Here is a 25,387-nt window from a genome sequence, read left to right as displayed (position 1 = left end):
CGTTTATTCCCTGTACAAAGAACCGTTTTTACAAACTATTAAAGTAGCTTTATCCAAAGAGTTATTGACACATTCAGAGTATGTACAAGTTTTGCATAGTTTTAATAGTGTGGAAAACGCCCGGGTATACCTGATGAGTGATCTACTTAATAAGTCAACCAAATATCAAAATTTATAGTATAGCAAAAAAAACCAACAACATGATATAAGCTAAAGGGTATGCTGCCCAAAGCAGTACATTGGGCGTAACCCCTTTTTCATTCGAGCGGAATGTTCCTCGTGAGAAACAAAGTGTTTTGAAATAGTCTCTAACAACATGTTCTTATCCTGTTGGATATTTTGAGCATATAACTTACTATAAACTGTCAAATGTAAACCAATGCTTAAGAAGCTAAGGAAAAATGAAAAAGAATATTTCATAAAATATGTTTACAATTAACATTTAGCAATAGCACTATTTAAACCATTATAACAGGTTTTAGCACCTATTGGACAGTGCTAAAACTAGTTCAGAATTTGATATAAATTATCATGACCAATGAGTAAAAAGTAAGATAATCCCGTTAACTTTCAATACCATATTCTTTTGAACTCGCACCCTTTGAAATTTTCTTAATCTCTTTTTTAAGCATCTCAATTTCATTTTCCTTTTCAATAAGGTGAAGGGTAATTTCCTCCAATTTTTTAAGCAATAGCTTATTAAACTCTCCAAGGGATATTCCATCAGCCTCTACCTCTTCAGCTGTTGGGACATCGGGTAAATGACCATGATTCTTAATAAACTCAGCGGTCTCTCTAAGAGGAGGCACTCTATATTCATCCTTAAATACATAATCTGGCCAATTACTGGCTTCAACCTTAATTTCCTTTGAACGTATCTTCCCATTCACAGCTAGGTCGAAATCTCCAGGGGTATCGGTCTTGACACCAACCTTCCCTGCAAAATAGAAATTCTCACCGCTATTTGCATTGTTCAATAGTGAGGCAATGGTTGGTTCATTTCCATTGACCTCTTCTACCCGCGGTCCATAAAAGTATTGTCTATCATTGGCATTATTATCATAGAACAGGTAAGATCGTATCTTATTCGTCGTACTTCCAGAAATTGATTTGTAATCCGTTATGGATACAACTTTTTTTCCAGTAATTCCATCATAAATCCCACCCAGGCTGACCGTGGAGGCATCGGTACTGGCATGAATATATCCTACGATTAAATACCACCTGTTCAATTCCGGCAAATCTCCATTCCAGAAGTACGCATTGCTATTTAATGTTCCTGCTAAAGTGTTCACATTTCCGCAACCAAAATAACTACTTCCATCCGCGGAGTTTGTCTTTTTCATCCAGATGGTATAGCGGTACATTTTTTTGTTGTCCATGGAAAAATCAGTACTGTTAAAACCGCCGTCGTTATTTCCGTCCCCACTCGGTAAGGCCTTCCAGAGGACTGCTCGGTTCCCTTGGGGGCCATCCCCCCATTCCCTGAGGTTTTCAGTAGTGGGACCATTTAAGGTAAAACCAGCAATTGGCCCTTCACCTGCGGTCCACTCATTTAAGTTCAATAAATTTTGTGAAAAACCCCTTTGCATGCCGCAAAGCAGAATTGCAATAAAAAATAACTTTAAAAATTTCATTTCTAAATCGGATAATTTGGCTTGGCAATTATTAATGGATCGATGTAAGATACTAAAATTCTTTAAAAGAAATATAAAATTTATTTTTAACAGATCCGACCATAAATATCATTAATAAAAAATCCGTGAAATTCATATTGATGGTATAAAAAAGAAGGAAAATATTTGAATGTTATAATTACATTTGTACCGTTATCCACTGAATTATCGAAACACATCAGTTCTTTCAAGGTATAAGTCATCTTTTATAATTTACTGTCCGTTCAAATTAAAAATGAGAAAAACGCCTTAATTTCCTTAGCATCTTGAAGATCAATTAAACTTTTAATCTAAAACGCCTATACAATCTTACAAGATATATATATATATTTACCCTACACTTAACATTATGAATAAGCTGGTTTATTATTTACTGTTTTTTTTATTGATAACCTCTTGTGCCGATTTTATAGAATATCCCTTGGAAAAGGAAACTGTAGAATTGAAAGCACCCGCGGATGACCTGAGTACCAGGGACTCTGTTATCACCTTTTGGTGGAATACGCATCAGGATGCCAAATATTATAGAATACAGATCGTATCTCCCAGCTTTGAAAACAGTGCGCAGTTAATCGTTGATTCCCTTGTTGATAAGAATCAATTCCAGATCCAACTAAATCAGGGCGTATATCAATGGCAGGCAAGGCCTGAAAACGATGGTTCCGTAGGTTTATTCCAGGAACGGCGAACTTTACGTATTATTAAGTAATGAAAGATAAAAAGCATAACATTTATTTCCTTTTTGCCTTAGTACTTGGGATATGGGGCTATGTGATCTATGTGGTCTTTTCAAAATTTTCGGATCATGATCCGCTTCCCATATCCAATAAGGGCGTAGTAGAGGTACGATCGAATTTGGACACTTATCGATGGAAGGAAGATCTTACCTATGACGACATTCTGTCCGATGATTTCTTTCAGGAGATATCCTCAACCGATAATAAACCTGATGAACAAGCTGATCAGGATGAGGAGCAGATTTTACCTATGGAAACCTATGACCCTTTGGCCTATGCCCCGGCCTTAGATATCCAATACTTGGGTTTTATCGAAAACTTAAACATGAATAAAAAAGTGGCTTTAGTTCAGATTACAGGAAAACAGCACTATCTGAAGACCAAACAATCGATTGATGGTTACACAATTCTATCGATTTACCCACATGAAATAAAGGTCAGAACCAATTCTCAAACAGTAACCATTTCCAAACAATGAGACCGCTAAAATTTATCATCCCCGTGATCATCCTATTTTCTTGTTCAAAGATTGCTTTCAGCCAATATCAAAGGTCGGAATATGAAAAATTATTGGATATAAAGAATAGGATAACGATCAATCATGATGAAAGGAGATTGGAGTCTTTTTATATAACAGATGAAAAGACAATTGTACGATCGGAAAAATTCTATTACTGGTACCAATCAAGAAAGGTCCAAAGGACACAGGGTGGATTTTCAGGCAAATTACTTCATGGGAGCTATCAAGAATTTTCTGGGAATAAGCAATTACTTAAACAAGGATTTTACAGGAAAGGCCTGCCCCATGGAGAATGGAAATATTGGTCCGACAGCCAGCACCTCCTAAAAGAAGAGCATTGGAGCAAAGGCAACCTGAATGGACTGGTCAGCCTTTACAATGAAAATGGGGTCCTCTCAAGGAAAGGCCCGATGAAGGATGCCCAGTGGAATGGAAAAATACAGGTTTTGGATACTGTGGTGAATGATTATCAATGGAAATATTATCGCGAAGGGATCGAAATCAGTGCGGAGGAATATATCGATAAGAATATATTCCGAAGGACGGCAAATTTCTTCAACTCACTGTGGGATAAGGTATTTCTAGGTAACAGGAACGATAAGATCCCCCCATCTGAAAACCAAGAAATATTACCAGACTTAGATTCCAATTAAATGCTGAAGGCCTCTTCCCTACAGATCTCCGTTATTATCTCATTGATACTAGCTATTTTGTTAGGAAGTCTTATTCTGATGTTCTATTACTTTAGGACCCAACAGCAGAAATTCGACAGATGGGAAAACTTAAATACTGACGTGGAGACCGCTACAACATTATCGCTTTCAAATTATTTTGCAAACACTTCCGGAGATACCGTGATCTATTTGCCCCTACGTTCCAATGATTCGGTCAAGATCAATAAAAAATTTTGGGGAATGCTCGAAGTTGCCTCGATTACCGCAGTTGAAAATTTGGACACATTGAAAAGGAGCTTTCTTATCGGAGAGAAGCCCCTGGATTCTACCATCCTTTATATCGCCGATGAAGACCGTCCGATATACATCAGCGGAAAAACTAAAATCCAGGGAAATGCCTTCTTGCCAAAGTCAGGGATCAGACCTGCATTTGTTGACGGGCAATATTACGATGGAATCAAAAAATTGGTTGATGGCAAAATCTTGGAAAGTTCCCATAAAATGCCTCAGGTGAACCATGAAATATTACGTTCCATCGAATCCAATTTCAAAGGTATCCATGATAATAACCGGCCGCTATTAAATGGTACTCCTGTCCTGAAGAACTCCTTTTTTAATGAGACCCAATTTTTCAGGATAAAATCTCCACTGGTGTTAAACAGGGATTCAATAAACGGTAATATTGTGCTGGTCTGTGACAGTGCCATTACCATAACAGGGCAAACAGTATGGGAAGATGCGATCGTCTTTGCGCCCGTTATAAAAATTGAAAGTAATTTCAGGGGAAAGGGCCAATTTTTCGCGACCGATTCTTTGGTGATCGGGAAGGATGCCGTTCTGGATTACCCTTCGGTAACAGGACTTATTGCGAAAGATAGCGTCAATTCAATGGCTAAAATATCCATTGGAGAGAATACAAAGATAAGTGGCCTGGTATTCCTTTATCGGGAAGAGTTAAATGAGCAAATGGACTTGATCGAGCTCGGAAAGAACAGCAACATCCAAGGAAATATCATAAGTTTTGGTCAGCTTAAATATTCGGATCCGCTTGAGATTAATGGTAGTCTATATTGCTATAGAGTTATAACGGAACGACCGAGTTCGCTCTATGAAAATTATTTGATAAATTTAACCCTGGAGCGAAAGAAACTGAATCCCTATTTTATCAGACCCTATTTTTTTTCGGGAGACCATAATCTTGAAAAAGGCATTGTATCATGGCTGAATTAAAACGTAGAAAGAAGTATCACCTGAAGTCCTCAACCTTGATTGAGGTTCTTATTGCCATGATTATTTTGCTCACCGTATTCTCCATAGGTATACTCATTTTTACCAAGCTGACTACTTCAATCAAGAGCAATAGTAAACAGGACGTTCAGTGGATGATGAAGCAGATCAAATCTCAATATCTCAACGACCCGGATATTCAAGATCCTGAAACTGCTTGGGAACATCATAATTTTACCGTCCAGGAGGATAGCCTTACAGGTTATCCCGATTTGAGAAAAATAACCATTTATGCAATGGACTTCAATCAGGATAGGCTTACCGATAGCCTGGTGTTCTTAAAGAGAATCTATGAAGAATAAATTACATCTGTCTGCATTTACGTTAATGGAACTTACCATTGCTATGTTGATTTCAGCAATATGTCTGGGAATTGCATTCTTTATTTTGAATAGCTTTTATAAATTTGGCTCGGTTCAACAGAAAGAAAGGACGGAGAATTTAAATGTCAGTCATTTTTATCATCATATGAACAAAGAGATACTCAATGCTGACGAAGCATATTTCTTGGACAATGTCGTAATGCTCAAAAGGAACGATTACATTTCCAAATACATAATTATGGATTCCTTAATAATTAGAAAGCAGGGGGACCTGACTACAGATTCCCTACATGGTGTAATAGAAGATATTCAACCTGAATTTGTGAAAGGCATGGATAATGAATTAATACAGGCAATTACCATAACCTTAAAAACCAAAAATAGATTGATTCCCTTTGTCCTGTCAAAGGATTACAGTGCAGAAAAATTGATCAAAATTTCCAACTAGCTGCTCTAATTATGTCGAAGGTCAATATCTCACGGTACAAAAAAGTCCAGCACCGCGTGTCCAAATCAAATCCAAAGGGGACTCATCGTAAAACTGAAGGCAAATTTGACCTCTTGGAATTTCTTAATAGGGATATCAGCTTTGGAAACAAGCAGCTATCGGATAAAAAAAAAGAAGAATTCTATCTTGAATTTAGCACACTTCTCTTATCGGGAATCGATATTCGAACAGCATTTGATTTAATACTGGTTGATCAAAAGAATAAAAAAGGAAGATCGGTCTTTGAACATATTCAAGAGGACGTCATTGCAGGATTCAGTCTCTCGGAAGCCATTTATAAAAGCAATAAATTTAGTTCTTATGAAGTGCACAGTATAAAAATAGGGGAAGAAACTGGGAAAATTGGCGATATTCTACAAGAGTTGGCACTTTATTTTAAAAGCAGGATCTCTCAACGCAGAAAAATCGTTTCCGCCATAACCTATCCCCTTATCGTTCTTCTGACCTCCTTTGGAGCCGTATTCTTTATGCTGAAATTTGTCGTGCCGATGTTTGCCGATGTATTTAAGAAATTTGGAAGGGAACTTCCCTGGGTGACGCAGTTTATCCTCAATATTTCAGAGCTGATAGATGCCACGTTCTATTTAAACATTCTAGTAATTGCATCCATAATATTCATTTTATACTACAGTCAGAACAAACTATGGTTCCGCAAATGGTCATCATGGATCATTTTAAGGATTCCGTTTGTCAATGAAATCGTAAAAAAAATCCATTTGGCGCGATTTGCAAATACGATGAGATTATTGATCAGTACGAATATTCCTTTGATTCAAGCTATTCAATTGCTCCAACAAATGACCGAATTCTACCCCATACAGATTTCCCTGGATAAAATTGAACAATCGATACTTCATGGTCAAAGCCTTCATTCCAGCTTGGAAATGTTCGACTTTTATCCAAAGAAAATGATTCAGTTGATTAAGGTCGGGGAAGAAGTCAATAGGCTGGATTTCTTTTTTGAGAAAATATCTCACCAGTACACTGAGGAAATTGAGTACAAAACCTCAACCATATCAACTGTTATGGAGCCGTTGATAATTATCTTTCTGGGCTTGGTAGTTGGATTGATTTTAGTAGCGATGTATCTGCCGATGTTCCAAATGAGCAATAGTTTTTAATTTATAACTGTCTATTTTATCAAGGCTAATCTAACAGACCAGAATTCGAAAGGAAGATAAGATAAGACTTAAGATAGCTTTAGGCGCACCTGATATGTTTATCTTGCATTCATTTAATCCCTTAGGGAACTTTACAGGTTTTGTCCCTTGATTTGCCAATTTTTACCGTCCATTTGTACTTTTAGTATCCCTAAATAATATAAAAACCGTCCATTTGATAAAAATAATTTCGAGATTATTTTTATCAAATGAAAAAAAATAATCTAATTTAGCGTTAACCAATCATTAACAATCAATGAATCTTTTATAGACCAGTTATATTAACTACTAAAGAGTTTTATCTTTTTTTTCAAGATTATAATTTTCGTTCTGAAAAAAATCATTGGAACCAGATAGCCCTCTTGTTACTAAAAAATCAATATCAAATCCAATTGAACCCAAAGATGAAAATTATTTTTAAGAGTGTTTTACTGCTTTGTACAATATGCTTAGCTTCTCTAAATTGTTCAGCCCAGGAATACCTGAAGGAATTCCTGAACCATCTTACGCCGTTGTCACCTGAGGCAGCTTCTATTCAAAAATTTGGCAATATGCCTTCTGACCTGAATACCGGTACGCCCATTATTAATGTTCCAGTTTACAGTTATACCAATAAGGATCTGAATTTGAACGTTAATTTAAATTATTCAGCTGGAGGTGTCAAAGTTGATGAGATTGCTTCATCTGTAGGTATAGGATGGAGCCTCGAGGCTGGCGGTATTATATCAAGAAGTGTCCGGGGCACGTATGACGAACTGAACCTGAACGGTTTCCTAAATTCCTCCTCGCTTCCTTCGAGCGAGCTTTTGGGGAACAGGCCTATTTCTGAATATGATAGGCCGTTCAATAAAATGCATCAAAACAGGTTAGATTCTCAAAATGATGTATTTAGCTATTCCTTTGGAGGATCCTCAGGTCTTTTTTATCTTGGTAAGAACAATGATATAATTGTTGCTCCACAGCGGAAAATAAAAATTGAAAAGACAATTGCAACGATTGAAGGGAAACAGTTGATTTCAAAATTTGAGATTACAGATGAAACGGGCAGGAAATTTATTTTTGAAGCATTTGAAGTGTCAACGATACACAGTGGCTCTGAGAACAGTACCTACACCAGTTCCTGGTATCTGACCCAGATTGTCTCTTCAAATTTGATGGATAAAATAATTATTACATATTCTGACGTAACACTAAATAGCTTTGACTCTTATCGGACTTCTTCTGAAAGAAGGTTGGCTATTACCGGAGGTGGTCTTATATCCTCCACCCAATTGGTTTCACAGAGCATCAGGGCTAAACGGATCGCCCAGATAAATTTTCCAAATGGGATCAAGGTTGATTTTATCTACAATACCAGCAATAGGGTTGACCTGCCAGGTGATAAATCCCTCGTTAAAATAGCGGTCACTGACCCTAACCTGGGGGAAAGGGGCGCTATTCTGACACAGGATAATTCTTTGAATAGGCTGACGTTGAAGAGCGTCCTTAAGTATGGTAAAAACTCAACGGTCGTTGAAAAACCCTATGAATTTACCTATCATAGTCCACTTCCTGCAAAATTGAGCTTTCAACAGGATCATTGGGGCTACTATAATTCCAATGGCGTTAACAACCTTATTCCAGCAGAAACATTCAATGGTCACGTGGGAGGACTATCTAGTCTCCCGGGAGGAAATAGGGAAGTTGATCCCATTCGCTGTTTAGCCGGGTCAATGACTAAAATTATATACCCCAGTGGGGGATCCACGGTTTTTGAATTTGGACCAAATATAGCGAATCATGATTGGCACTTAAAGAACCAAGGTTATGTCGGAGGTATCCGGATCAATCGGATGCTAGATTATGACACAGTTTCGGCAACCCCGGTTTCGATAAAGGTTTATGAATACCTACTCAATGATGGAACTACAAGCTCTGGTGAGATCGGAATCTATCCACTGTATTCGCAGGCTGTGTATTATGAAGCAGCCGATCCATTTCTGGAAATGAATCATGTCTATTCTTCTCAAACGCCCAATTATATAATCAGGTCAAACAGTACGGTAGATAATCTCGTCTATCTAAAGGGAAGCCCTGTAAGCTATAGTCGGGTGATAGAAAAGATTTATGGAAATAGTACAGGAAATTATAAGGGGAAAATTGTTAGAACCTATTCACCATTATCAGTCAGTCGGTCTGCTTATTTTCCGCAGGTTCCACAGGTCCTTCAGTCATGGAATTCAGGACTCTTATTGAGTGAAATGGTCTATAATGCTCAGGAAAAACTGGTCAGGAAGAGTGAAAACACCTATAATCATATCGACGATAACTTCTACTCTAATTCAACTCGGAGAGAAAATTTTAGGAATCAGGTAATTTCTCCTGTAATGTTTAGGTCATCTTCTACTTCCCCTCAAATTGATCCCAATGGCTCACCGGTCTATTTTGTGATGTCGGAATTCTTCCCCTATTCAGGGCGCACCCATTTAATAAAAGAGGTGAATACTGAGTACGACCCTTTGGGCCTGGAAGTAGTGTCGACAGTTAAATCTAGTGGTTTTGACGGAAATTACTATTATAAAATCTGTGATACTCTAAAGGACAGTAAATCCAGCTTACTGATTACAAAATATAAGTACAATCCAGATTTGAGTTTACTTGCAGGAACACAGTACGATGTATATAGGGAGATGGTAGGCAAAAACATCATCAATAGACCAGTTGAAACTCTTGTTTCTCGAGGAAGTATTCCTATCCATTACCAAAGTTTGGAATATTCCAAGAATATCTTGGGGTATTATTTTGTTAATAATATTAAGGAAGGAAAAACAACGGCCTCCATTTCCTCATCTTATTCCTTCCAGTCCCATGATTCCTATGGCAATCCAAGGGAGGTCAGGTCGCTTGGAATGCCCGTCACGGTCTACCTCTGGGGCTATGGCGGACACTATCCCATTGCAAAGATCGAGAACTCGACCTATGCAGAGGTCATCGGAGCCCTTGGGAGCAATGCTACAACGATCCTGAACAGCTTGAATTCGTCCACTGTAAGTGATGCGACGATCGATACACACATGACCACACTGAGGAACAGCTTGAAGAACGCCCGGGTTACGAGCTACACCTACGGTGCGCTCGTGGGCATGACGAGCATGACCGACCCCCGTGGGAATAAGGAGAGCTACCAATATGATGGATTCCAGCGCCTGAAGTCCGTCCTTGACTTCAGCAACAATATCCTCAAGAATTACCAATACAACTACCGCACCAATTAACGCCTAATGAAATGGGAACGAAATTTCTTAATATCCGTTTAATTCTGCTGCTGCTGATTCAGTTTTGCGGCTTCATGCTGTCGGCCCAACAGGACAGCATTCCTCGGGATAGCCTCCTGCTGCGTACCTCTGCCCTGCAGCAACCGATGATGTCTTCCCTGTCCATGGGAACCATGGCCCTTCCATCAGCCCCGGTGATCACCTATTCGGTTCCTTCGGTTTTGAACACCGGAACGGCTGTGAACTACCTTCCCACGAACAGCGGTGGGGCAGTTTATGCCATTGGCGATGTAGGCCCGATAGCTGGCAGTACAGCTTTAGGATTTGTTGAGGGTACCGGTCCGGCGGCCCGGTTCAACGTTCCGTGCAGGATGGTCGCCGATGCTTCGGGGAACATCTACATCTGCGATGTGTACAATCACCGTATCCGCAAGATGACGCCGGCAGGGGTGGTCAGCACCTTTGTCGGAAACGGTACGGCTGCCTTGGTGAACGGTACGGGTACGTCCGCCTCGATCTACGGCCCCAATGACATCGCTCGGGATGCCTCAGGTAACTTCTACATTTCGGACCGGGGAAACCACGTGGTTCGCAAGGTTACCCCTGCAGGCGTTGTGACGACCCTTGCAGGAGCGGGAGTCCGTGGCTATGCGGAAGGTACCGGTACTGCAGCGAAGTTCAACGCACCGGCGGGGATCAGCGTCGACGGTTCTGGGAACGTATATATCGTTGACGAGGGGAATTATCGTATCCGCAAGATTACGCCTGCCGGGGTCGTTAGCACACTGGCCGGCGGCAACAATACGAGTGTTAACGGAACGGGTACGGCAGCGGGTTTCCATGGGATGAAAGGACTGGTGATCGATGCTTCGGGGAATCTTTACCTGGCGGAATATAATGCCAGTAAGATCCGTAAGATCACACCCTCGGGTGTAGTGACCACCCTTGCTGGCAGTGGAACGGCAGGAACGGTGAACGGCACGGGAACTTCTGCCGGATTTTATTTTCCGATGGGATTGAGCTTGGATGCCTCGGGCAACATCTATGTGACGCAGCTCGACAACAGGATCCGAAAGGTAACGCCTGCGGGGGTGGTAACGACCATTGCAGGAACGGGGGCCAGTGGTGTGGACAACGGTCCTCCCTTACAGGCGACTTTTAATGGAGCGGAGGGAATATTGTGGATGCCGAATGGCGACCTTTATATAGGTGATTCCCAGAATCACCAGATCAGGAAGATGGGAAGGGACATGGCCTATTCCATTAGCCCTGCTCTTCCTGCAGGACTTACATTCAATAAGAACACGGGTGCGATAAGCGGAACCCCGACTACGGCGACTGTCTCAAAGAGCTATACGGTCACGGCCTACAATGCGGGCGGCTCGGGAACCAAGGTGATAACCTTCGGTGTCAACATGACATTTGGCAGCTCCGATCAGAACTATGTTTTGGAGACCGTTGCCAGAGAGGCCTTCACCAGTGCTGATGCCCTGGCCTCGCAGGGCGTTGGAGCGGTGAACAGGACTATCCATTACTTTGATGGCCTGGGCCGTCCCCTGCAGGATGTCTCCTGGCAGGCTAGCCCGGGGAAGAAGGACATTGTCCAGCATGTCGAATACGACGGCTTTGGCCGCCAGACGCACCGGTACCTTCCGTATGCTGAGCAGACCGCCAATGATGGAAGTTTCAAAACGGCTGCCAAGGCGAATCAAGAGAACTTTTATAAAATCGGAGGTGGCTGGGATGCAGCGGTATATAAAACAGGCCAGCCCTATTCGGTGACCGTCTTTGAGAACAGCCCGTTGAACCGGGTCCTTCAGCAAGGTTCCCCGGGTCTGGTTTGGCAGCCCGGCGCGAGCCGAACGGCGAGTACGGGCCGGACCGTGGTCAGTGAGTACGGCACGAACGTGGGCAGCGGGACGGAGGCTGTCCGGCTGTGGACCGTCAATGCGACCAATACGGGAGCGACGGGCACAGGATTCTATGCTGCGGGAAAGCTGTCCAAAACGGTCACCAAAGACGAGAACTGGGTTTCGGGAAAGACGGGCACGGTGGAAGAGTTCAAGGACCTTGAAGGCCGGATGGTGCTCAGACGAATCTGGAAGAGTGAGAGTGCTGCCCTAAATACCCAATACGTGTACAACGGTTTTGGGGAACTATGCTATGTTATCCCGCCCAGGTTCACTTCTACCAGTGTCGTGGACGGCGATGCAACTTTCAATGAACTCCTCTATGCGTACAAATACGATGCTAAGGGACGGCAGATCAAGAAGAAGGTCCCGGGCAAAGGGTGGGAATGGTTGGTCTATAATGCAAATGACCAAGTTATATTGGCACAGGATTCCGTTCAACGGACCAAGACAAATAAGGAATGGAGCTATTTGAAATACGATGCATTTGGCAGAACGGTGGAGATCGGAACCTTGGTAGCGAGCTATGCGACCCAGGTGGCTGCACAAACGGCAGCCGATGGGCACGCAGCATCTAGCAATAAACATTGGGAGGAAAGAACGGAGGTTGCAAAGGCAGCCTCTCCCACGCCCTTCACCAAGTACACGAACCTGTCCTTTCCCATACAGGTGCGTACCCCCAGACAGGTCAACTATTACGACGACCATAGGTTTGAGAGCGCTGATACGACAGGGCTTGCGATCAGTGGCCTGACCTACGTCGATAGGAACAAGACGCTATTGACCGGTATGAGGGTCTTTAGGGACGATGGTACATCGCCAACGATGACGGTCAATTACTATGACGATCGTGCAAGGCTGGTCCAGAGCGTTTCCCAGAACCATCTGGGAGGTACCGACCGGGTGACCAACACGTATAACTTTCCGGGGGAGCTGTTGAGCAGCAAGCGGGAACATAAAGCGAGCGCTGCGGGGGCGGTGACCACGCTTGTTGCCACGAACACGTACGATCATGCTGGCCGTCCGATCGATGTCAGGCATAAGGTGAATGCCCAAGCGGAAGTCTTGCTCTCGCGCAGCGAGTACAATGAGCTGGGGCAGCTCAAGGGCAAGAAGCTGCACAGCGAGAACAGCGGCACCAATTTCTTGACCTCGATTGCCTACACCTATAATGAAAGGGGCTGGATGAGCAAATCGTCCGCTCCTCAATTCACCTATCAGTTGAACTATGCGACCGGTGGTACCCCTCAATACAACGGGAATATCTCGCAGCAGCTGTGGGGCCACGGAGCGACCACGGCAAATACGTTCACCTACGGTTATGACCGGTTGAACAGATTGACCAGGGCTTCCAGTAAGGGAGTGATCATGTTCGAACGCATGGAATACGACGACATGGGCAACATCACCAAACTTGTCCGCAACAGCCAGACGGCAGCGGACACCCTGGGCATCAATTACAGCTATCTGGTGAATACCACGATACCGAGCAATCGGCTACAGTCCCTGAGCGGGGGCTTTACGGGAAGCTATACGTATGACGTGAACGGCAATGCGACCAAGGACCGTACGGGGATGACCTTTGCCTATAACCACCTGAACCTACCGAAAACTGCCACGAAAACAGGTGTTTCGGTAAGTTACCTCTATGATGGAGCGGGCAATAGGCTGCAGAAGAAATTGGTTGAGGGCGCCAATACGGTGATCAATGATTACCTGGGGGAAATCGAATATTACAAACTGAACTCCGCCGCTTCGGTGATCGACCGGATAGGGACCCCAGAGGGTTATCTCCTGCCCAACGGTACTACCTATACGTACCATTATAACCTGACCGACCATCTGGGCAATGTGCGATCGGTGGTGAAGCGCGGGTTGACGGCCACTACGGCCGAGGTGGTACAGAAGAGCGACTACTACGCCTTTGGCAAGCGGCATGCGAATTCGAGCTATGTTTACAGTGATAATCGCTATCTTTACAATAGCAAGGAACTACAGGATGAGATCCGGGGCGGGACACATGCGTTTGCAAGCGGCTATGTCCAGGAAGGACAGTACGACTACGGCGCTAGGTTCTATGATGCCGAAATCGGCAGATGGAACGTGATTGATCCAATGGCGGAAAAGTATTTTCAAATTTCACCTTATGCCTATGTTGCTAATAATCCTATCCGCCTGATTGACCCAAATGGTATGGAGATTGTAGGTGATACGGCCGCAGTAGCAAGATTAAAAAATAATGCACAAAGAATCATTAACAGAGAAAATAAAGTTCAAAACAAATTACAAGCTAAGATAGCTTCTCGGCAGGCCGCGGGCAAGTCAACAGAATCTTTGCAAAACCGATTAAGTAGGTCCCAATTAAGATCTAATACAATGTCCTCTATGTTGAGCGAAATAGCAGTTTTAGAAACCTCTAGCCAGGTCTATAATATAATAACTAATTATACTGGAACATTGAGTGATGGTGAAGCAAAATACAATACACAGACTGGCGCTTTGGACATCATGGTTTCGCAAAATTATATGACTGGGGGCGGACTACCACATGAACTCGCACATGCATACCAGTTTGAAACCGGGCAACTTGATTTTAGTGGAGTCTCAGGTGGACCAGGCTTTTTATATGACATCGGCGATGAAGTGACGGCGTTCCGAAGACAAACAGCTTATACTGGTGGAGATATATCAAATATAAATGTAGGATTCGTTAGGGCACTTAAAAACAGTGGAGGTAATTTATTATACAACAAATTACCAAATGGAAACCTTAGCACAGGTTCAACATTAGGGACTATTGACTTAATGTGGAGGATGCAAGGTGTAAATCCATTCACGAGAACCTTAGATATCAATCAACTGGGGAAAAAGTATATAGATGTTTCTAATTCAACATTTGGTAGTTCAATTATTAAATAAAAAACAATGAATAAAATAGGTTTATGTTTTGTAGGTCTTATTTGTCTATCTTCTTGTGTTGTCCAGAAGCTCAATCAGGATTTAAATAATCGATTTTATTCAACAGGCCATATGGGGATGCCTGGAGAATATAATTTTATTTTTAGCGATGACAGTATTTTTTATTACTCACAAACTGTTCCAGGCATTTACTCGGAAGGATATTATAAATGGATAAGTGATGATTCCATAAGGTTTATTAGCAGAAAGAGTATTCCAGATTCCAGTGCCATGAAAGGCGTATATAATAGCATTAGTGGCAAAATTGCTGTATTAAAAGGAAAAAAGCTTTATTTTAATGGTTTCACCTTTTTTTTGAAAGAAAAAAAGAAAGTATCTTCAGCCAGCAAGAATTCTCCATAAATGACCTTTAGACTATGAAATTGAACCTTAAAAACAATAGTAGACGAGCAAGAAAAATGTTTCATAGCAGACAATATTTTGCAATTCCAATACAAATGTTTGGTTCCAATTTGACTGTAGCAAATATAATTATGGATTTATAAACTTATGATCCCGTTGGGATAAAATTTTCATTTTTAAACAACTTATTTTCAGAGTTTTAAATGTTTTACTTTTCTAAAGGCACCAATTAAGGCAGTAGTATTATTAGATATAAGAACTTCTATCACAAATAGAATAAAAATTTGAAACTTTAACACTTCCTATAAAAATCGATTAAGTTAATGATACTATTATTGGATTGTAAATAAGAATTACACAGGTTCGAATCCCTTCCTCTGTGCTGTAATAAGAAAAAACCAACTTATTTTCAGTTGGTTTTGTTGTTCCGTAAACATAAGGGGAATGATTGGGGGTGTAACCCTCCCTATTTTCGGACTGGCATCCAGGCGATTTTTCAAATTTAAATCCTGATCAGTCAGAATTTAAACCTTTTGCTATATGTTGGTTAACGACAGTGCTACAGCTCTATAAAATAGCATCAATCTCATTTTTCTTGACACCTCCACCTTTTCCAGCTTCCCAACGACTAACGGTAGCAGGGTCTACGTTCATCAACTTTGCAAATTGCTTTTGAGTAAGCCCATTTAAATATCTATAAGATTTGATCTTGCCAGCAAACGTAGATGTATCAAATTCGAACGGACAATATCCTAAGAACCCGAAGATAGGTGGATAGTATCGAATTTGGGGTTCACTTCTGTTGTTCTCCCAATAGGTGATGCAGTCCTCGCTAACATTCAATATGGCCGCTATATCCCTTTGAAAAAGCCTTAGCTCCATCCTTCTCATCCGAATATGCTCTCCAAGAGTCTGTGGATTTATCGGTATGGATTTTGGTAGAGATTTATCGATATGTTGTTCAAAACGCAAACAGGGCAACGCATGAATGCCCTTGCGGCTTTTACAACCATCCAACCAGACGGTGCATCTGCGGTTCTTATGCGGTCCAGAAATATATCAGTAAAATATCTGGCCCTTTACTGGATAGGATAGACATCCATATTGAAGTCACTCCAGTCGAATTCAACGAACTGAGCAGCCATCAATCTTCTGAAAAAAGCGAAGCTGTAAGGGAAAGGGTAATCAATGCCCGTAAGGTACAAGAACAACGATTCAAAAAACATCAGCATATCCATAGCAATGCACAAATGAGAGCAAGGAACATCCAAGAAATCTGTATTATTGACGAAGGTGGAAGGCACCTCCTCAAGATGGCTATGGAAAGACTGAATCTTTCCGCAAGAGCTTATGACCGAATCTTAAAAGTCGCCAGAACAATTGCCGATCTGGAAGGCTCGATTGAAATCAGCAATGAACACCTTGCAGAAGCTATCCAGCTAAGAAGCCTAGACCGAGAGAATTGGACTGGTTAATGATTATGACCTCCATTTTGACAAGAATTATCTGAACCAACCAAACGAAATATCCCTCCGCTTGTTCCTAAAGAAAAAAATAAACCATGAATCCAAAACTCATTTGGGCAAATTATAGTGTCAAGTCAGCAAATCGCACACATAAATTCTATAGCAAACTAGGCTTTGTATCCAACACGCCCCCAAACAAAACAGACCTTAAGCTAGCGAGCTTCTTTTTTGGAGAGAACAATTTTGTCATCCATTTCTTCGAAGAAAATTCCGGACAAATTGACAAGTATATCCAAGCCGGTTCCAAATCCGATGGAATAATATTTACGCTCTCTGCAGATACGGAGCAGGAAGTACAAGAATTTGAAAGATTAGTAAAGGAAGCAGGTGGAAAGATTATCCAACCGCTAATTAGAGATGAAAACAACTACTATGGTTTTGCATTCACAGATCCTGATGGGCACAAGTTCAATGTCCTATTAATGGACAACATGTAAAAGAGATCTTAAAATTGTGCAATAAAGTGTTTGATAATCCAAGGGTAGGTAATAATGGTAAACAGCAAACCCGTTAGAGCGCCAAACAAATGGGCGTCATGATTAATACCATCATTCGAATTCTTGGAAGCCCAGATACAGTAGCCCAAATACACAAAAGCAAAAATATACGCTGGCATAGGGATAATCATAAAGATCCCCAACATCATCTTTGGATTAAACAGGATATAACTGAACAGGACGGCACTGATAGCTCCCGAAGCACCAAGGCTATGGTAGCCATAATTGTCTTTGTGACGAATTACCGTAGGGATATCACTTAAAACCAAAGAAATAATATAGAGCAGGGCAAACAATAAGTGTCCCATTGGTCCACTGATTTCAACAAAGATCTGCTCGAGACCAAATCCAAAGTAATAGAACGTGATCATATTAAAGATCAAGTGCATCCAATCCTTATGGATTAATCCACTGGTCAATATCAGGTACCATTTACTTTTATCTCGAGTAACCGAATATGGATGCAGCATCAACTTCCCAAACCACTGCGGATTAGAAAAGACATAAATACTCAAACCGATCGTAAGGGCAAAAATCAAACTGGCCACTGGAGTAGTGGTAAGGTAATATTGTATCATCTAAAAACGGTCTTCTAATAAGAATAAATAGAGCTCTTTTGGTCCATGCGCCCCCAATACCAATCTTTTTTCGATATCGGCGGTTCTACTCGGCCCGGTAATGGTAGTAATCATGGTTGGTAGGTCATCCCCGTACTTTTCCTTGATTTGCGCCATGGCGTGTTTGACATCCATAACCAATTGGGAAGCTCTGGCAATGACAATATGAACAGGAGGGTATACGCTCAATCTACGGCCTGACTCCGAAGCATTAGAAATCATGATACTGCCATTTCTGGCGATCAAAGCCTCACAAGTAGTGATACTGGCTTCAATTTCATCCAAAGCTTGTTGAGACTTTCTAAAGGGAAAGCCATATTGATCCAACATCTGCTGAAGTGGCTTCTCCCAAACAAAGATCTTACTGATATTGATCTTCTCTACTAGGATAATCAGGTTTTCGATCAGGTTGATTTCCCCATCGCAGTAAATGAATTTACCGGACATCTGGGTGAATTCTCGAGCAAAAGTCACGTCCAATGAATCTTCTTCATCTTTGTACAAAGCCGTTTCTTCAAACATAGGGTGTGGGTTCTCCCTTTTTTGAAGAAGTGCTTGCCGAATTTTCTTCAGCATTTTCTCTTTCGCTGTCGTATTCCTGATATTCATATTATAAAAACAAACAGGACTGAAAGTCCTGTCTGTTACTTTATTTTGATAATTTTTATTCTGAATCTAATTGTTTCGGCTCTTCGTTGGATGACTGAACGTCTTCTCTATCCGTTGTAGGAATCGGCAAATCAGTCTGTGGAACACCTCCACCATCAGCACCACCATTGACAAACTCATCATACGTAGTTTTATTGCTGAAAGGGCGTTTTCCTAAGATTTCCTCCAAATCAGCTTGGAACAAGATCTCTTTTTCCAATAGCTTCTCAGCGATCTTGATCAGACCATCTTGTTTATCCATCAACAGCTTTTTAGTTCTGTCGTAAACTTCCGAGATCAACACCCTTACTTCATCATCAATCAGCTCAGCTGTTTGATCAGAATAAGGTTTTTGGAATTGGCTATCGCCAGAACTATCCCTGAACGAGACATTACCTACTTTATGGTTCATACCATAGACCGCAGTCATCGCATAAGCCAACTTCGTAATGCGCTCCAAGTCGTTCTGAGCACCGGTACTGATTCTTCCGAATGTGATATCCTCAGCCACACGACCACCCATTGTCATACACATACTATCGATCAATTGCTCTGTAGTGTACAAGAACTGTTCTTTTGGAAGGTATTGCGCATATCCTAATGCAGCAACACCACGCGGAACGATAGATACCTTAACCAAAGGATCTGCATGTTCCAAGAACCAACCTGCAATCGCATGTCCTGCCTCGTGGTAAGCCACGATTTTCTTCTCTTCAGGAGAGATAATCTTATTCTTTTTCTCCAGACCTCCAATAACACGGTCAATGGCGTCTTGGAAATCTTGCATTTCAATTGCTTTTTTGTTTTTACGAGCAGCGATCAAGGCTGCTTCATTACAAACGTTCGCAATTTCAGCACCTGCAAAACCAGGTGTTTGTGCTGATAATTTCTTCGCGTCAACCTCTTCAGCCAGTTTCAATGGCTTCAAGTGAACATTAAAGATTTGCTCACGGCCGATCAAGTCTGGTTTATCGATAGAAATCTGTCTATCGAAACGTCCCGGACGCAATAATGCCGAGTCCAATACATCCAGACGGTTGGTTGCAGCAAGGATAATTACCCCTACGTTCGTACCGAAACCATCCATTTCCACCAATAATTGGTTCAATGTATTCTCACGTTCATCATTACCGCCCATGATGGAATTCTTTCCACGGGCTCTACCGATAGCATCGATCTCATCGATAAAAATGATACATGGAGCCTTCTCTTTGGCCTGTTTGAACAAGTCGCGTACACGAGATGCACCTACTCCGACAAACATTTCCACGAAGTCTGAACCTGACAAGGAGAAGAAAGGCACTTGCGCTTCACCGGCTACTGCTTTCGCCAACAAAGTCTTACCTGTTCCCGGAGGGCCTACCAATAAGGCTCCCTTCGGAATCTTACCTCCCAAATCAGTATATTTTTTTGGATTTTTCAAGAAATCCACGATCTCCATTACCTCTTCCTTAGCCTCTTCTAATCCGGCTACATCATTAAAAGTGATATTGATCTGCGATTCTTTGTCAAACAATTGGGCTTTAGATTTACCAATATTAAAAATGGCACCTCCACCAGCTCCTGCTCCACCGTTCATACGGCGCATCAAGAATATCCAGATCACCACAATGATCAGCAATGGCAACATGAATGAAATAAACCATCCAGCCCATGGATTGGTTCTATCTTCATAGGTCACACCGATCTTCGGTTGACCAACTGCCAAACTGTCTTGCGAAGCTTTTAGCTTCTGCTCAAGAATCTCTGCTGACGGTTCTGTAAATTGGAATTGGGGCCCTGTCGAATTAGAAAAAGATAGGTTATTCGGACTACTTGAGATGTTTTTGTATTTCTCTTGGTCTAATCTATCGCTTTTTATATATACTTCGACATCGATCAGGTCATTGCTCTTATAGGCAACGAGCTTCTCAACATCCCCAGGGATAAGCATGGTTTGTTCGAACTCCTTGTAGGTAATTTTCTTGGATGATTCTCCACTAAACAAGTATTGAAGCCCAAAAAACCCTACGATCATCGCAATCCAAAGCCATATCATATTGAATTTTGGTGGCATTGGCGTAATCTTCTTACTCGGAACTTTCTTCATTTATTACTCTTATTCTACGTTTCACAACAATTATTATGCGCTCTGGTATTTGCTCATGTGCGCATCCCCCCACAGGTCCTCTATCCTATAATGCTCCCGCTTATCTGTTTTAAAGATATGAACTACTACATCGATAAAATCAAGCAGAATCCATTCGCCGTTGCCCTGGCCCTCTTTATGCCATGGGTCTTGGCCAAATGCTTTATAAACTTCATCTTCAACGCTCTTGGCAATCGCGTTTACTTGAACCGTAGAATCAGCATGGCAGATTACAAAATAGTCAGACAAGGTGCCGTTCACCTCTCGCATATCCATCCTCACGATTTCGTTGCCTTTTTTCTCCTGCATCCCATGTATCACCACATCTGCTAGCTTCTCTGACAACAAAGATTTTTTGTTTTTACTCATTAAGATTTATTATACTTTTGACTAATAAATTGTTTCAAACTATTTTTTAATACAATATCTTTTGCAAAATAACACATTTTCGGGAGAATCACTACGCCAAACACTAATTGTTTTGGACGAGATCGGCTCTACCAATGATTATTTGAAATCTCAATTGTCAAATTTCAAGCCACTAGCCGAATGGTCTGCCATTATGGCAAAAAACCAAACCAAAGGCCGTGGCCAACGCGAAAACTCTTGGACATCCGAACCAAACAGCAATATTACCTTCAGTTTTGTCATCTACCCCACCTTCCTAAACTTGCAGAAGCACTTCATATTGAACATGTTAATCAGTCTAGGCATTATCGATTGGCTAAAATCACTGCAGGTCCATGCGAGCATCAAATGGCCAAATGACATCATGATCGGCGACAAGAAAGTAACAGGCATATTGATTGAGAATAGCAGCAATAGCAAGGAAATAAAGCATTCTATTGTCGGCATCGGTGTGAATGTCAACCAAAAGCAATTTTTTGGACCGCTCGCGGACACTGCCAGTTCCGTATTCAAAGAGACAGGACTATTTATACCTGACCTAAAATCGGCATGTATTAACCTCTTGTTACAAATTCAGCAAAGAGTGGAAGATTATCGCTCAAAAACCCTTTCCGACAAAGACTTATTAGAAGAATACAACCAACAGCTCTTCCGACGCGCTATACCCGCAAAATACGCAGTTAATAACGAGATTTTTGAAGCTACCTTATTGCGTGTGGAGGAAAACGGAGCACTGGTCCTAAAGCAGGACCTGCAAGAGCAGCGGTACTATTTCAAGGAAGTTGTATTTATAATGCAATAAAATCATTACATCTACATTAAATATTAGAGATAATACTAACTTTGAATTAAACTTTATGGACTTAAATAAGTCACACATAAGAATAAAACGGTTATTTATGAAAAAAATAAATCTATTAATTGCATTTTTAGTGTTTGCCGTATCTGGGACTTTTGCTCAGGTGGTAAACCCTGTAAAATGGTCAGTAGGCTTTAAGAAACTACCAAACAACGAAGCTGTAATCTTATTAAAAGCCAATGTTGATCAAGGTTGGCATATTTACGGATTAAACGTACCTTCTGGAGGCCCTATTTCAACTTCTTTCACCTTCACTCCAGCGAATGGAGCAAAGATCACTGGAAAACCAGCAGCTAAAGAACCAAAAACGAAGTTTGAGGACGTCTTCAAAATGAATGTCCCTTACTATAACGGCGAGGTTGTCTTCCAACAAAAAGTGAAGTTGGCAAACGACAAACCAACAACAGTTAAAGGTGTAGCAACATTTATGGCATGTGATAAAGAGCGTTGTTTACCACCCGATGAGTACGAATTTGCAGTTACTATTAAGTAACACATCAAATAAAGAAAGAAACCAAAAGGCAGGATACCCCTGCCTTTTTCTTAATTTATCCCGACAATAATCAAATATGTTTAGCTTAAAAAATGCCTTAATAGCCTTCAGTTGGCTATTTCTAATAACAATCACTCCCCTAAAAGGAATTTCCCAAGATACCCTGATCAACATTGAAGACGTTGAATTTAGCTCTGGCCAAGAAGCAACCAGCTCTGGCGACAGCTTGATTACAGACCTCGATGGTGTAGAGTTTTCCGACGGTACCGACACTGCTACAACAGCAGACAGTACCGCCGCGGTGAGCCCTACGGTTGTATCTTCCGATAGCCAATCTGAAAGCACTTCCCTATGGGGAATTTTCATCGAAGGCCTTTTAGGTGGATTTCTGGCATTCCTAATGCCTTGTATCTTCCCAATGGTACCATTGACCGTTAGTTTCTTCACCAAAAAATCAGCCTCTAAATTACAAGCAGTATCGCAAGCCCTGACTTATGGCTTGTTTATCATTGTTATTTACGTTGCTTTAGGGATGTTGATTACGATCGCATTCGGTCCTGAGGCCTTAAATGCCCTATCCACTAATGGTGTGTTCAACTTCTTCTTCTTCCTGATGCTCGTCTTCTTCGCAGCATCGTTCTTTGGAGCATTTGAAATCACCTTACCGAGCAAGTTTGTCAACAAAATCGACGAGAAATCCGACAAAGGCGGTATGATCGGGTACTTCTTTATGGCGGCTAGTTTAGCTGTTGTATCCTTTTCTTGTACCGGTCCGATTATCGGAACCGTATTGGTCAACGCAGCAGTTAAAGGCGACCGTTTAGGACCTGCCATTGCCATGTTTGGCTTCTCATTCGCATTAGCAATTCCATTTGTTTTATTCGCCATGTTCCCTGCTCTATTGAAATCCATGCCTAAATCTGGCGGTTGGTTAAATAGCGTGAAGGTGGTACTTGGTTTCTTGGAATTGGCCCTTGCTCTGAAATTCTTGTCCAACGTGGATTTGGCTTACAACTGGCAATTCCTAGACCGTGAGGTCTTCCTTGCCCTTTGGATCGTGATCTTTGGCTTGATGGGACTGTACCTGATCGGAAAGATCAAGTTTGCCCACGATAGCGACCTGAAATACATGTCCGTTCCGCGGACGGTTATTTCCATTCTGGTCTTTTCCTTTGTGGTCTATATGATCCCAGGAATGTGGGGAGCACCTTTGAAATCAATCGCTGCTTTCTTGCCTCCAATCGGTACTCAGGATTTTGATATCTCTGCTGGATCACAAGGTGGTGCTGGGCATGCCATTTCAGCGGATGCCACAAGCCGTAAATACTTCAACCACTTCCACGATCGTGCTACGATCAAGGGAATGGATCCATATTACGATTATGATGAAGCATTGGCAGCAGCAAAAGCACAGGACAAACCTTTATTGGTAGACTTTACCGGCTGGAACTGCGTAAACTGTAGAAAAATGGAAGCCGATGTATGGTCTGATCCTGGAATCAAGCAAATGATCAATGAAAACTTTATCCTTGCTGAACTCTATGTGGATGACTACGATCTGAAATTACCTGAATCAGAACAATTCGTTTCTGAAACTACAGGCAAGAAAATCAATACGGTGGGCAGAAAGAATACGGATTTCCAGATTTCTAAATTTAACTCAAACTCACAACCGTTATACGCAATGTTAGATAACAACGAAGAACTATTGGTTCCTACCAGTGGTGCCAACTATAACATCGAAAGCTACAGAGCATATCTGCAATCAGCAATTGATGCTTATAAGGCTAAGAAATAGGCTTTCTAACAATTTAATACACAAAAAATAAGTATTTCGGTATATTTGAACTATGAGCAACATTAACAACATCGCAGTATTGACGTCCGGAGGAGACTCCCCCGGCATGAATGCAGGAATTCGTGCAGTTATCAGAACAGGAATCTATCACGGTAAAAATATGTTTGGTATCCGTAGAGGATATGACGGAATGGTGCAAGGAGATATCACTCCAATGGACGCTAAATCCGTTGCCAACATTATCCAACGTGGTGGTACCATCCTTAAAACTGCAAGAAGCGATGAATTCCGTACCGTAGAAGGTAGGAAGCAAGCTTATGAAAACCTTAAGAAACATAATATCGACGCATTGGTCGTAATTGGTGGTGACGGTACATTTACCGGAGCGTCTAAATTTATCGAAGAGTTTGACATCCCCATCGTTGGAATGCCTGGAACAATCGATAATGACCTAAACGGTACAGACTTTACCATTGGTTATGATACAGCTATCAATACCGTAGTAGAAGCAGTCGATAAAATCAGAGATACAGCAGAGTCCCATGACCGCCTATTTGTGGTGGAGGTAATGGGTAGAGACTCCGGATTGATCGCTTTACGTTCAGGTATCAGTACCGGTGCCGAGGCGGTTCTTATCCCTGAGTTGGAGGTGGATTATGATGCGATCATGAAACGCCTTGACAAAACCAGAAAGAACAAATCGTCCCGTATTATCATCGTTGCTGAAGGCGATAAAGAAGGAGGAATGGTAGTAGCAGAAAAGATCCAAGCGAACTTCCCTGCTTACGATGTCCGTCTTTCGATCTTAGGCCATATCCAACGAGGTGGTTCACCAACCTGTATGGACCGTGTATTGGCGAGTCGTTTGGGTGTTGCTGCAGTAGAGGGACTTATTGAAGGCCGTAAGGCTGAAATGGCTGGCTTAATCTGCGGAAATGTCCAATTTACACCATTCAATAAAGCGATCAAGCATATCGATAAGGTAAATGAAAACCTTACCCGTATCGTTGAGATTCTATCGCTATAATAAAAGACTTGTAAAT

General features: G+C 41.7%; 22 protein-coding genes and 1 pseudogene. 17 read left to right on the top strand and 6 right to left on the bottom strand.

What is annotated here, in order from left to right:
• Positions 1-563: 563 nt before the first annotated feature.
• Positions 564-1,637, bottom strand: a complete 1,074-nt coding sequence (locus tag CKW03_RS00920) for a hypothetical protein (RefSeq protein WP_186811873.1) — start codon at positions 1,635-1,637, stop codon at positions 564-566.
• 388 nt (positions 1,638-2,025) lie between these two features.
• Between CKW03_RS00920 and CKW03_RS00915 the strand changes: the two genes are divergently transcribed.
• From CKW03_RS00915 to CKW03_RS00870, 11 genes and pseudogenes are all read left to right on the top strand, one after another.
• Positions 2,026-2,385, top strand: a complete 360-nt coding sequence (locus tag CKW03_RS00915) for a hypothetical protein (RefSeq protein WP_093101337.1) — start codon at positions 2,026-2,028, stop codon at positions 2,383-2,385.
• The gene (locus CKW03_RS00910) at positions 2,385-2,891 is read left to right on the top strand and encodes a hypothetical protein (RefSeq protein WP_093101335.1); all 507 of its coding nucleotides are present in this window, start codon (positions 2,385-2,387) and stop codon (positions 2,889-2,891) included. Before CKW03_RS00915 ends, CKW03_RS00910 begins: the two co-directional genes overlap by 1 nt.
• On the top strand, positions 2,888-3,586 hold the full coding sequence (locus CKW03_RS00905) for a toxin-antitoxin system YwqK family antitoxin (protein WP_093101333.1): 699 nt from the start codon (positions 2,888-2,890) through the stop codon (positions 3,584-3,586). The genes CKW03_RS00910 and CKW03_RS00905 overlap by 4 nt, the downstream gene beginning before the upstream one ends.
• On the top strand, positions 3,587-4,837 hold the full coding sequence (locus CKW03_RS00900; protein ID WP_093101331.1) for a TPM domain-containing protein: 1,251 nt from the start codon (positions 3,587-3,589) through the stop codon (positions 4,835-4,837).
• On the top strand, positions 4,825-5,196 hold the full coding sequence (locus CKW03_RS00895) for a type IV pilus modification PilV family protein (protein WP_093101329.1): 372 nt from the start codon (positions 4,825-4,827) through the stop codon (positions 5,194-5,196). Before CKW03_RS00900 ends, CKW03_RS00895 begins: the two co-directional genes overlap by 13 nt.
• A complete protein-coding gene (locus tag CKW03_RS00890) occupies positions 5,186-5,665 on the top strand; it encodes a prepilin-type N-terminal cleavage/methylation domain-containing protein (protein ID WP_139185541.1) in 480 nt (159 codons plus the stop codon). The genes CKW03_RS00895 and CKW03_RS00890 overlap by 11 nt, the downstream gene beginning before the upstream one ends.
• 11 nt (positions 5,666-5,676) lie before the next feature.
• A complete protein-coding gene (locus CKW03_RS00885; protein ID WP_093101325.1) occupies positions 5,677-6,846 on the top strand; it encodes a type II secretion system F family protein in 1,170 nt (389 codons plus the stop codon).
• Positions 6,847-7,289: 443 nt separating this feature from the next.
• Complete coding sequence (locus CKW03_RS00880) at positions 7,290-10,139, top strand: RHS repeat domain-containing protein (protein ID WP_139185540.1); 2,850 nt, start codon at positions 7,290-7,292, stop codon at positions 10,137-10,139.
• Between the two features lie 11 nt (positions 10,140-10,150).
• A pseudogene (locus CKW03_RS20855) lies at positions 10,151-12,001 on the top strand (DUF6443 domain-containing protein); the annotation flags it as partial.
• A gap of 45 nt (positions 12,002-12,046) precedes the next feature.
• Positions 12,047-14,968, top strand: coding sequence for an RHS repeat-associated core domain-containing protein (locus CKW03_RS20685; protein WP_236736585.1), 2,922 nt, complete (start codon positions 12,047-12,049; stop codon positions 14,966-14,968).
• Between the two features lie 6 nt (positions 14,969-14,974).
• On the top strand, positions 14,975-15,370 hold the full coding sequence (locus tag CKW03_RS00870; protein ID WP_139185539.1) for a hypothetical protein: 396 nt from the start codon (positions 14,975-14,977) through the stop codon (positions 15,368-15,370).
• A gap of 567 nt (positions 15,371-15,937) precedes the next feature.
• Here the strand turns inward: CKW03_RS00870 and CKW03_RS00865 are convergent.
• A complete protein-coding gene (locus CKW03_RS00865; RefSeq protein WP_236736584.1) occupies positions 15,938-16,261 on the bottom strand; it encodes a helix-turn-helix domain-containing protein in 324 nt (107 codons plus the stop codon).
• Positions 16,262-16,305: 44 nt separating this feature from the next.
• Here CKW03_RS00865 and CKW03_RS00860 point away from each other — a divergent pair, with 44 nt between their 5' ends.
• Both CKW03_RS00860 and CKW03_RS00855 read left to right on the top strand, forming a co-directional pair.
• Entirely contained in the window at positions 16,306-16,845 is a 540-nt protein-coding gene (locus tag CKW03_RS00860) for a magnesium chelatase subunit ChlI family protein (protein WP_307724205.1), read from the top strand.
• An 86-nt stretch (positions 16,846-16,931) separates the two neighbouring features.
• The gene (locus CKW03_RS00855; protein WP_093101313.1) at positions 16,932-17,333 is read left to right on the top strand and encodes a VOC family protein; all 402 of its coding nucleotides are present in this window, start codon (positions 16,932-16,934) and stop codon (positions 17,331-17,333) included.
• Between the two features lie 8 nt (positions 17,334-17,341).
• On the opposite strand, the gene CKW03_RS00850 is transcribed toward CKW03_RS00855, so the two are convergent.
• The 4 genes from CKW03_RS00850 to rsfS are packed head-to-tail and all read right to left on the bottom strand — an operon-like array spanning position 17,342 to position 21,155.
• On the bottom strand, positions 17,342-17,971 hold the full coding sequence (locus CKW03_RS00850; RefSeq protein WP_093101311.1) for a rhomboid family intramembrane serine protease: 630 nt from the start codon (positions 17,969-17,971) through the stop codon (positions 17,342-17,344).
• The gene (locus CKW03_RS00845) at positions 17,972-18,619 is read right to left on the bottom strand and encodes a LutC/YkgG family protein (RefSeq protein ID WP_093101309.1); all 648 of its coding nucleotides are present in this window, start codon (positions 18,617-18,619) and stop codon (positions 17,972-17,974) included.
• Between the two features lie 55 nt (positions 18,620-18,674).
• The gene (gene ftsH, locus CKW03_RS00840; RefSeq protein ID WP_093101307.1) at positions 18,675-20,747 is read right to left on the bottom strand and encodes an ATP-dependent zinc metalloprotease FtsH; all 2,073 of its coding nucleotides are present in this window, start codon (positions 20,745-20,747) and stop codon (positions 18,675-18,677) included.
• 33 nt (positions 20,748-20,780) lie between these two features.
• Positions 20,781-21,155, bottom strand: coding sequence for a ribosome silencing factor (gene rsfS, locus CKW03_RS00835; RefSeq protein WP_093101305.1), 375 nt, complete (start codon positions 21,153-21,155; stop codon positions 20,781-20,783).
• 61 nt (positions 21,156-21,216) lie between these two features.
• Here rsfS and CKW03_RS00830 point away from each other — a divergent pair, with 61 nt between their 5' ends.
• The 4 genes from CKW03_RS00830 to pfkA all read left to right on the top strand — a co-directional run bounded on the left by CKW03_RS00830 (position 21,217) and on the right by pfkA (position 25,371).
• On the top strand, positions 21,217-21,996 hold the full coding sequence (locus CKW03_RS00830) for a biotin--[acetyl-CoA-carboxylase] ligase (protein ID WP_157739329.1): 780 nt from the start codon (positions 21,217-21,219) through the stop codon (positions 21,994-21,996).
• Between the two features lie 97 nt (positions 21,997-22,093).
• The gene (locus CKW03_RS00825; protein ID WP_169918966.1) at positions 22,094-22,546 is read left to right on the top strand and encodes a protein-disulfide reductase DsbD domain-containing protein; all 453 of its coding nucleotides are present in this window, start codon (positions 22,094-22,096) and stop codon (positions 22,544-22,546) included.
• Positions 22,547-22,622: 76 nt separating this feature from the next.
• Positions 22,623-24,344, top strand: coding sequence for a protein-disulfide reductase DsbD family protein (locus CKW03_RS00820; protein ID WP_093101299.1), 1,722 nt, complete (start codon positions 22,623-22,625; stop codon positions 24,342-24,344).
• A gap of 52 nt (positions 24,345-24,396) precedes the next feature.
• Complete coding sequence (pfkA, locus tag CKW03_RS00815) at positions 24,397-25,371, top strand: 6-phosphofructokinase (RefSeq protein WP_093101297.1); 975 nt, start codon at positions 24,397-24,399, stop codon at positions 25,369-25,371.
• Positions 25,372-25,387 lie beyond the last annotated feature (16 nt).

The organism is Sphingobacterium mizutaii (genome assembly GCF_900187125.1).
In the GTDB taxonomy this organism is placed as follows: Bacteria; Bacteroidota; Bacteroidia; order Sphingobacteriales; family Sphingobacteriaceae; genus Sphingobacterium; species Sphingobacterium mizutaii.
This window is presented reverse-complemented; position numbering and strand designations above follow the sequence as displayed.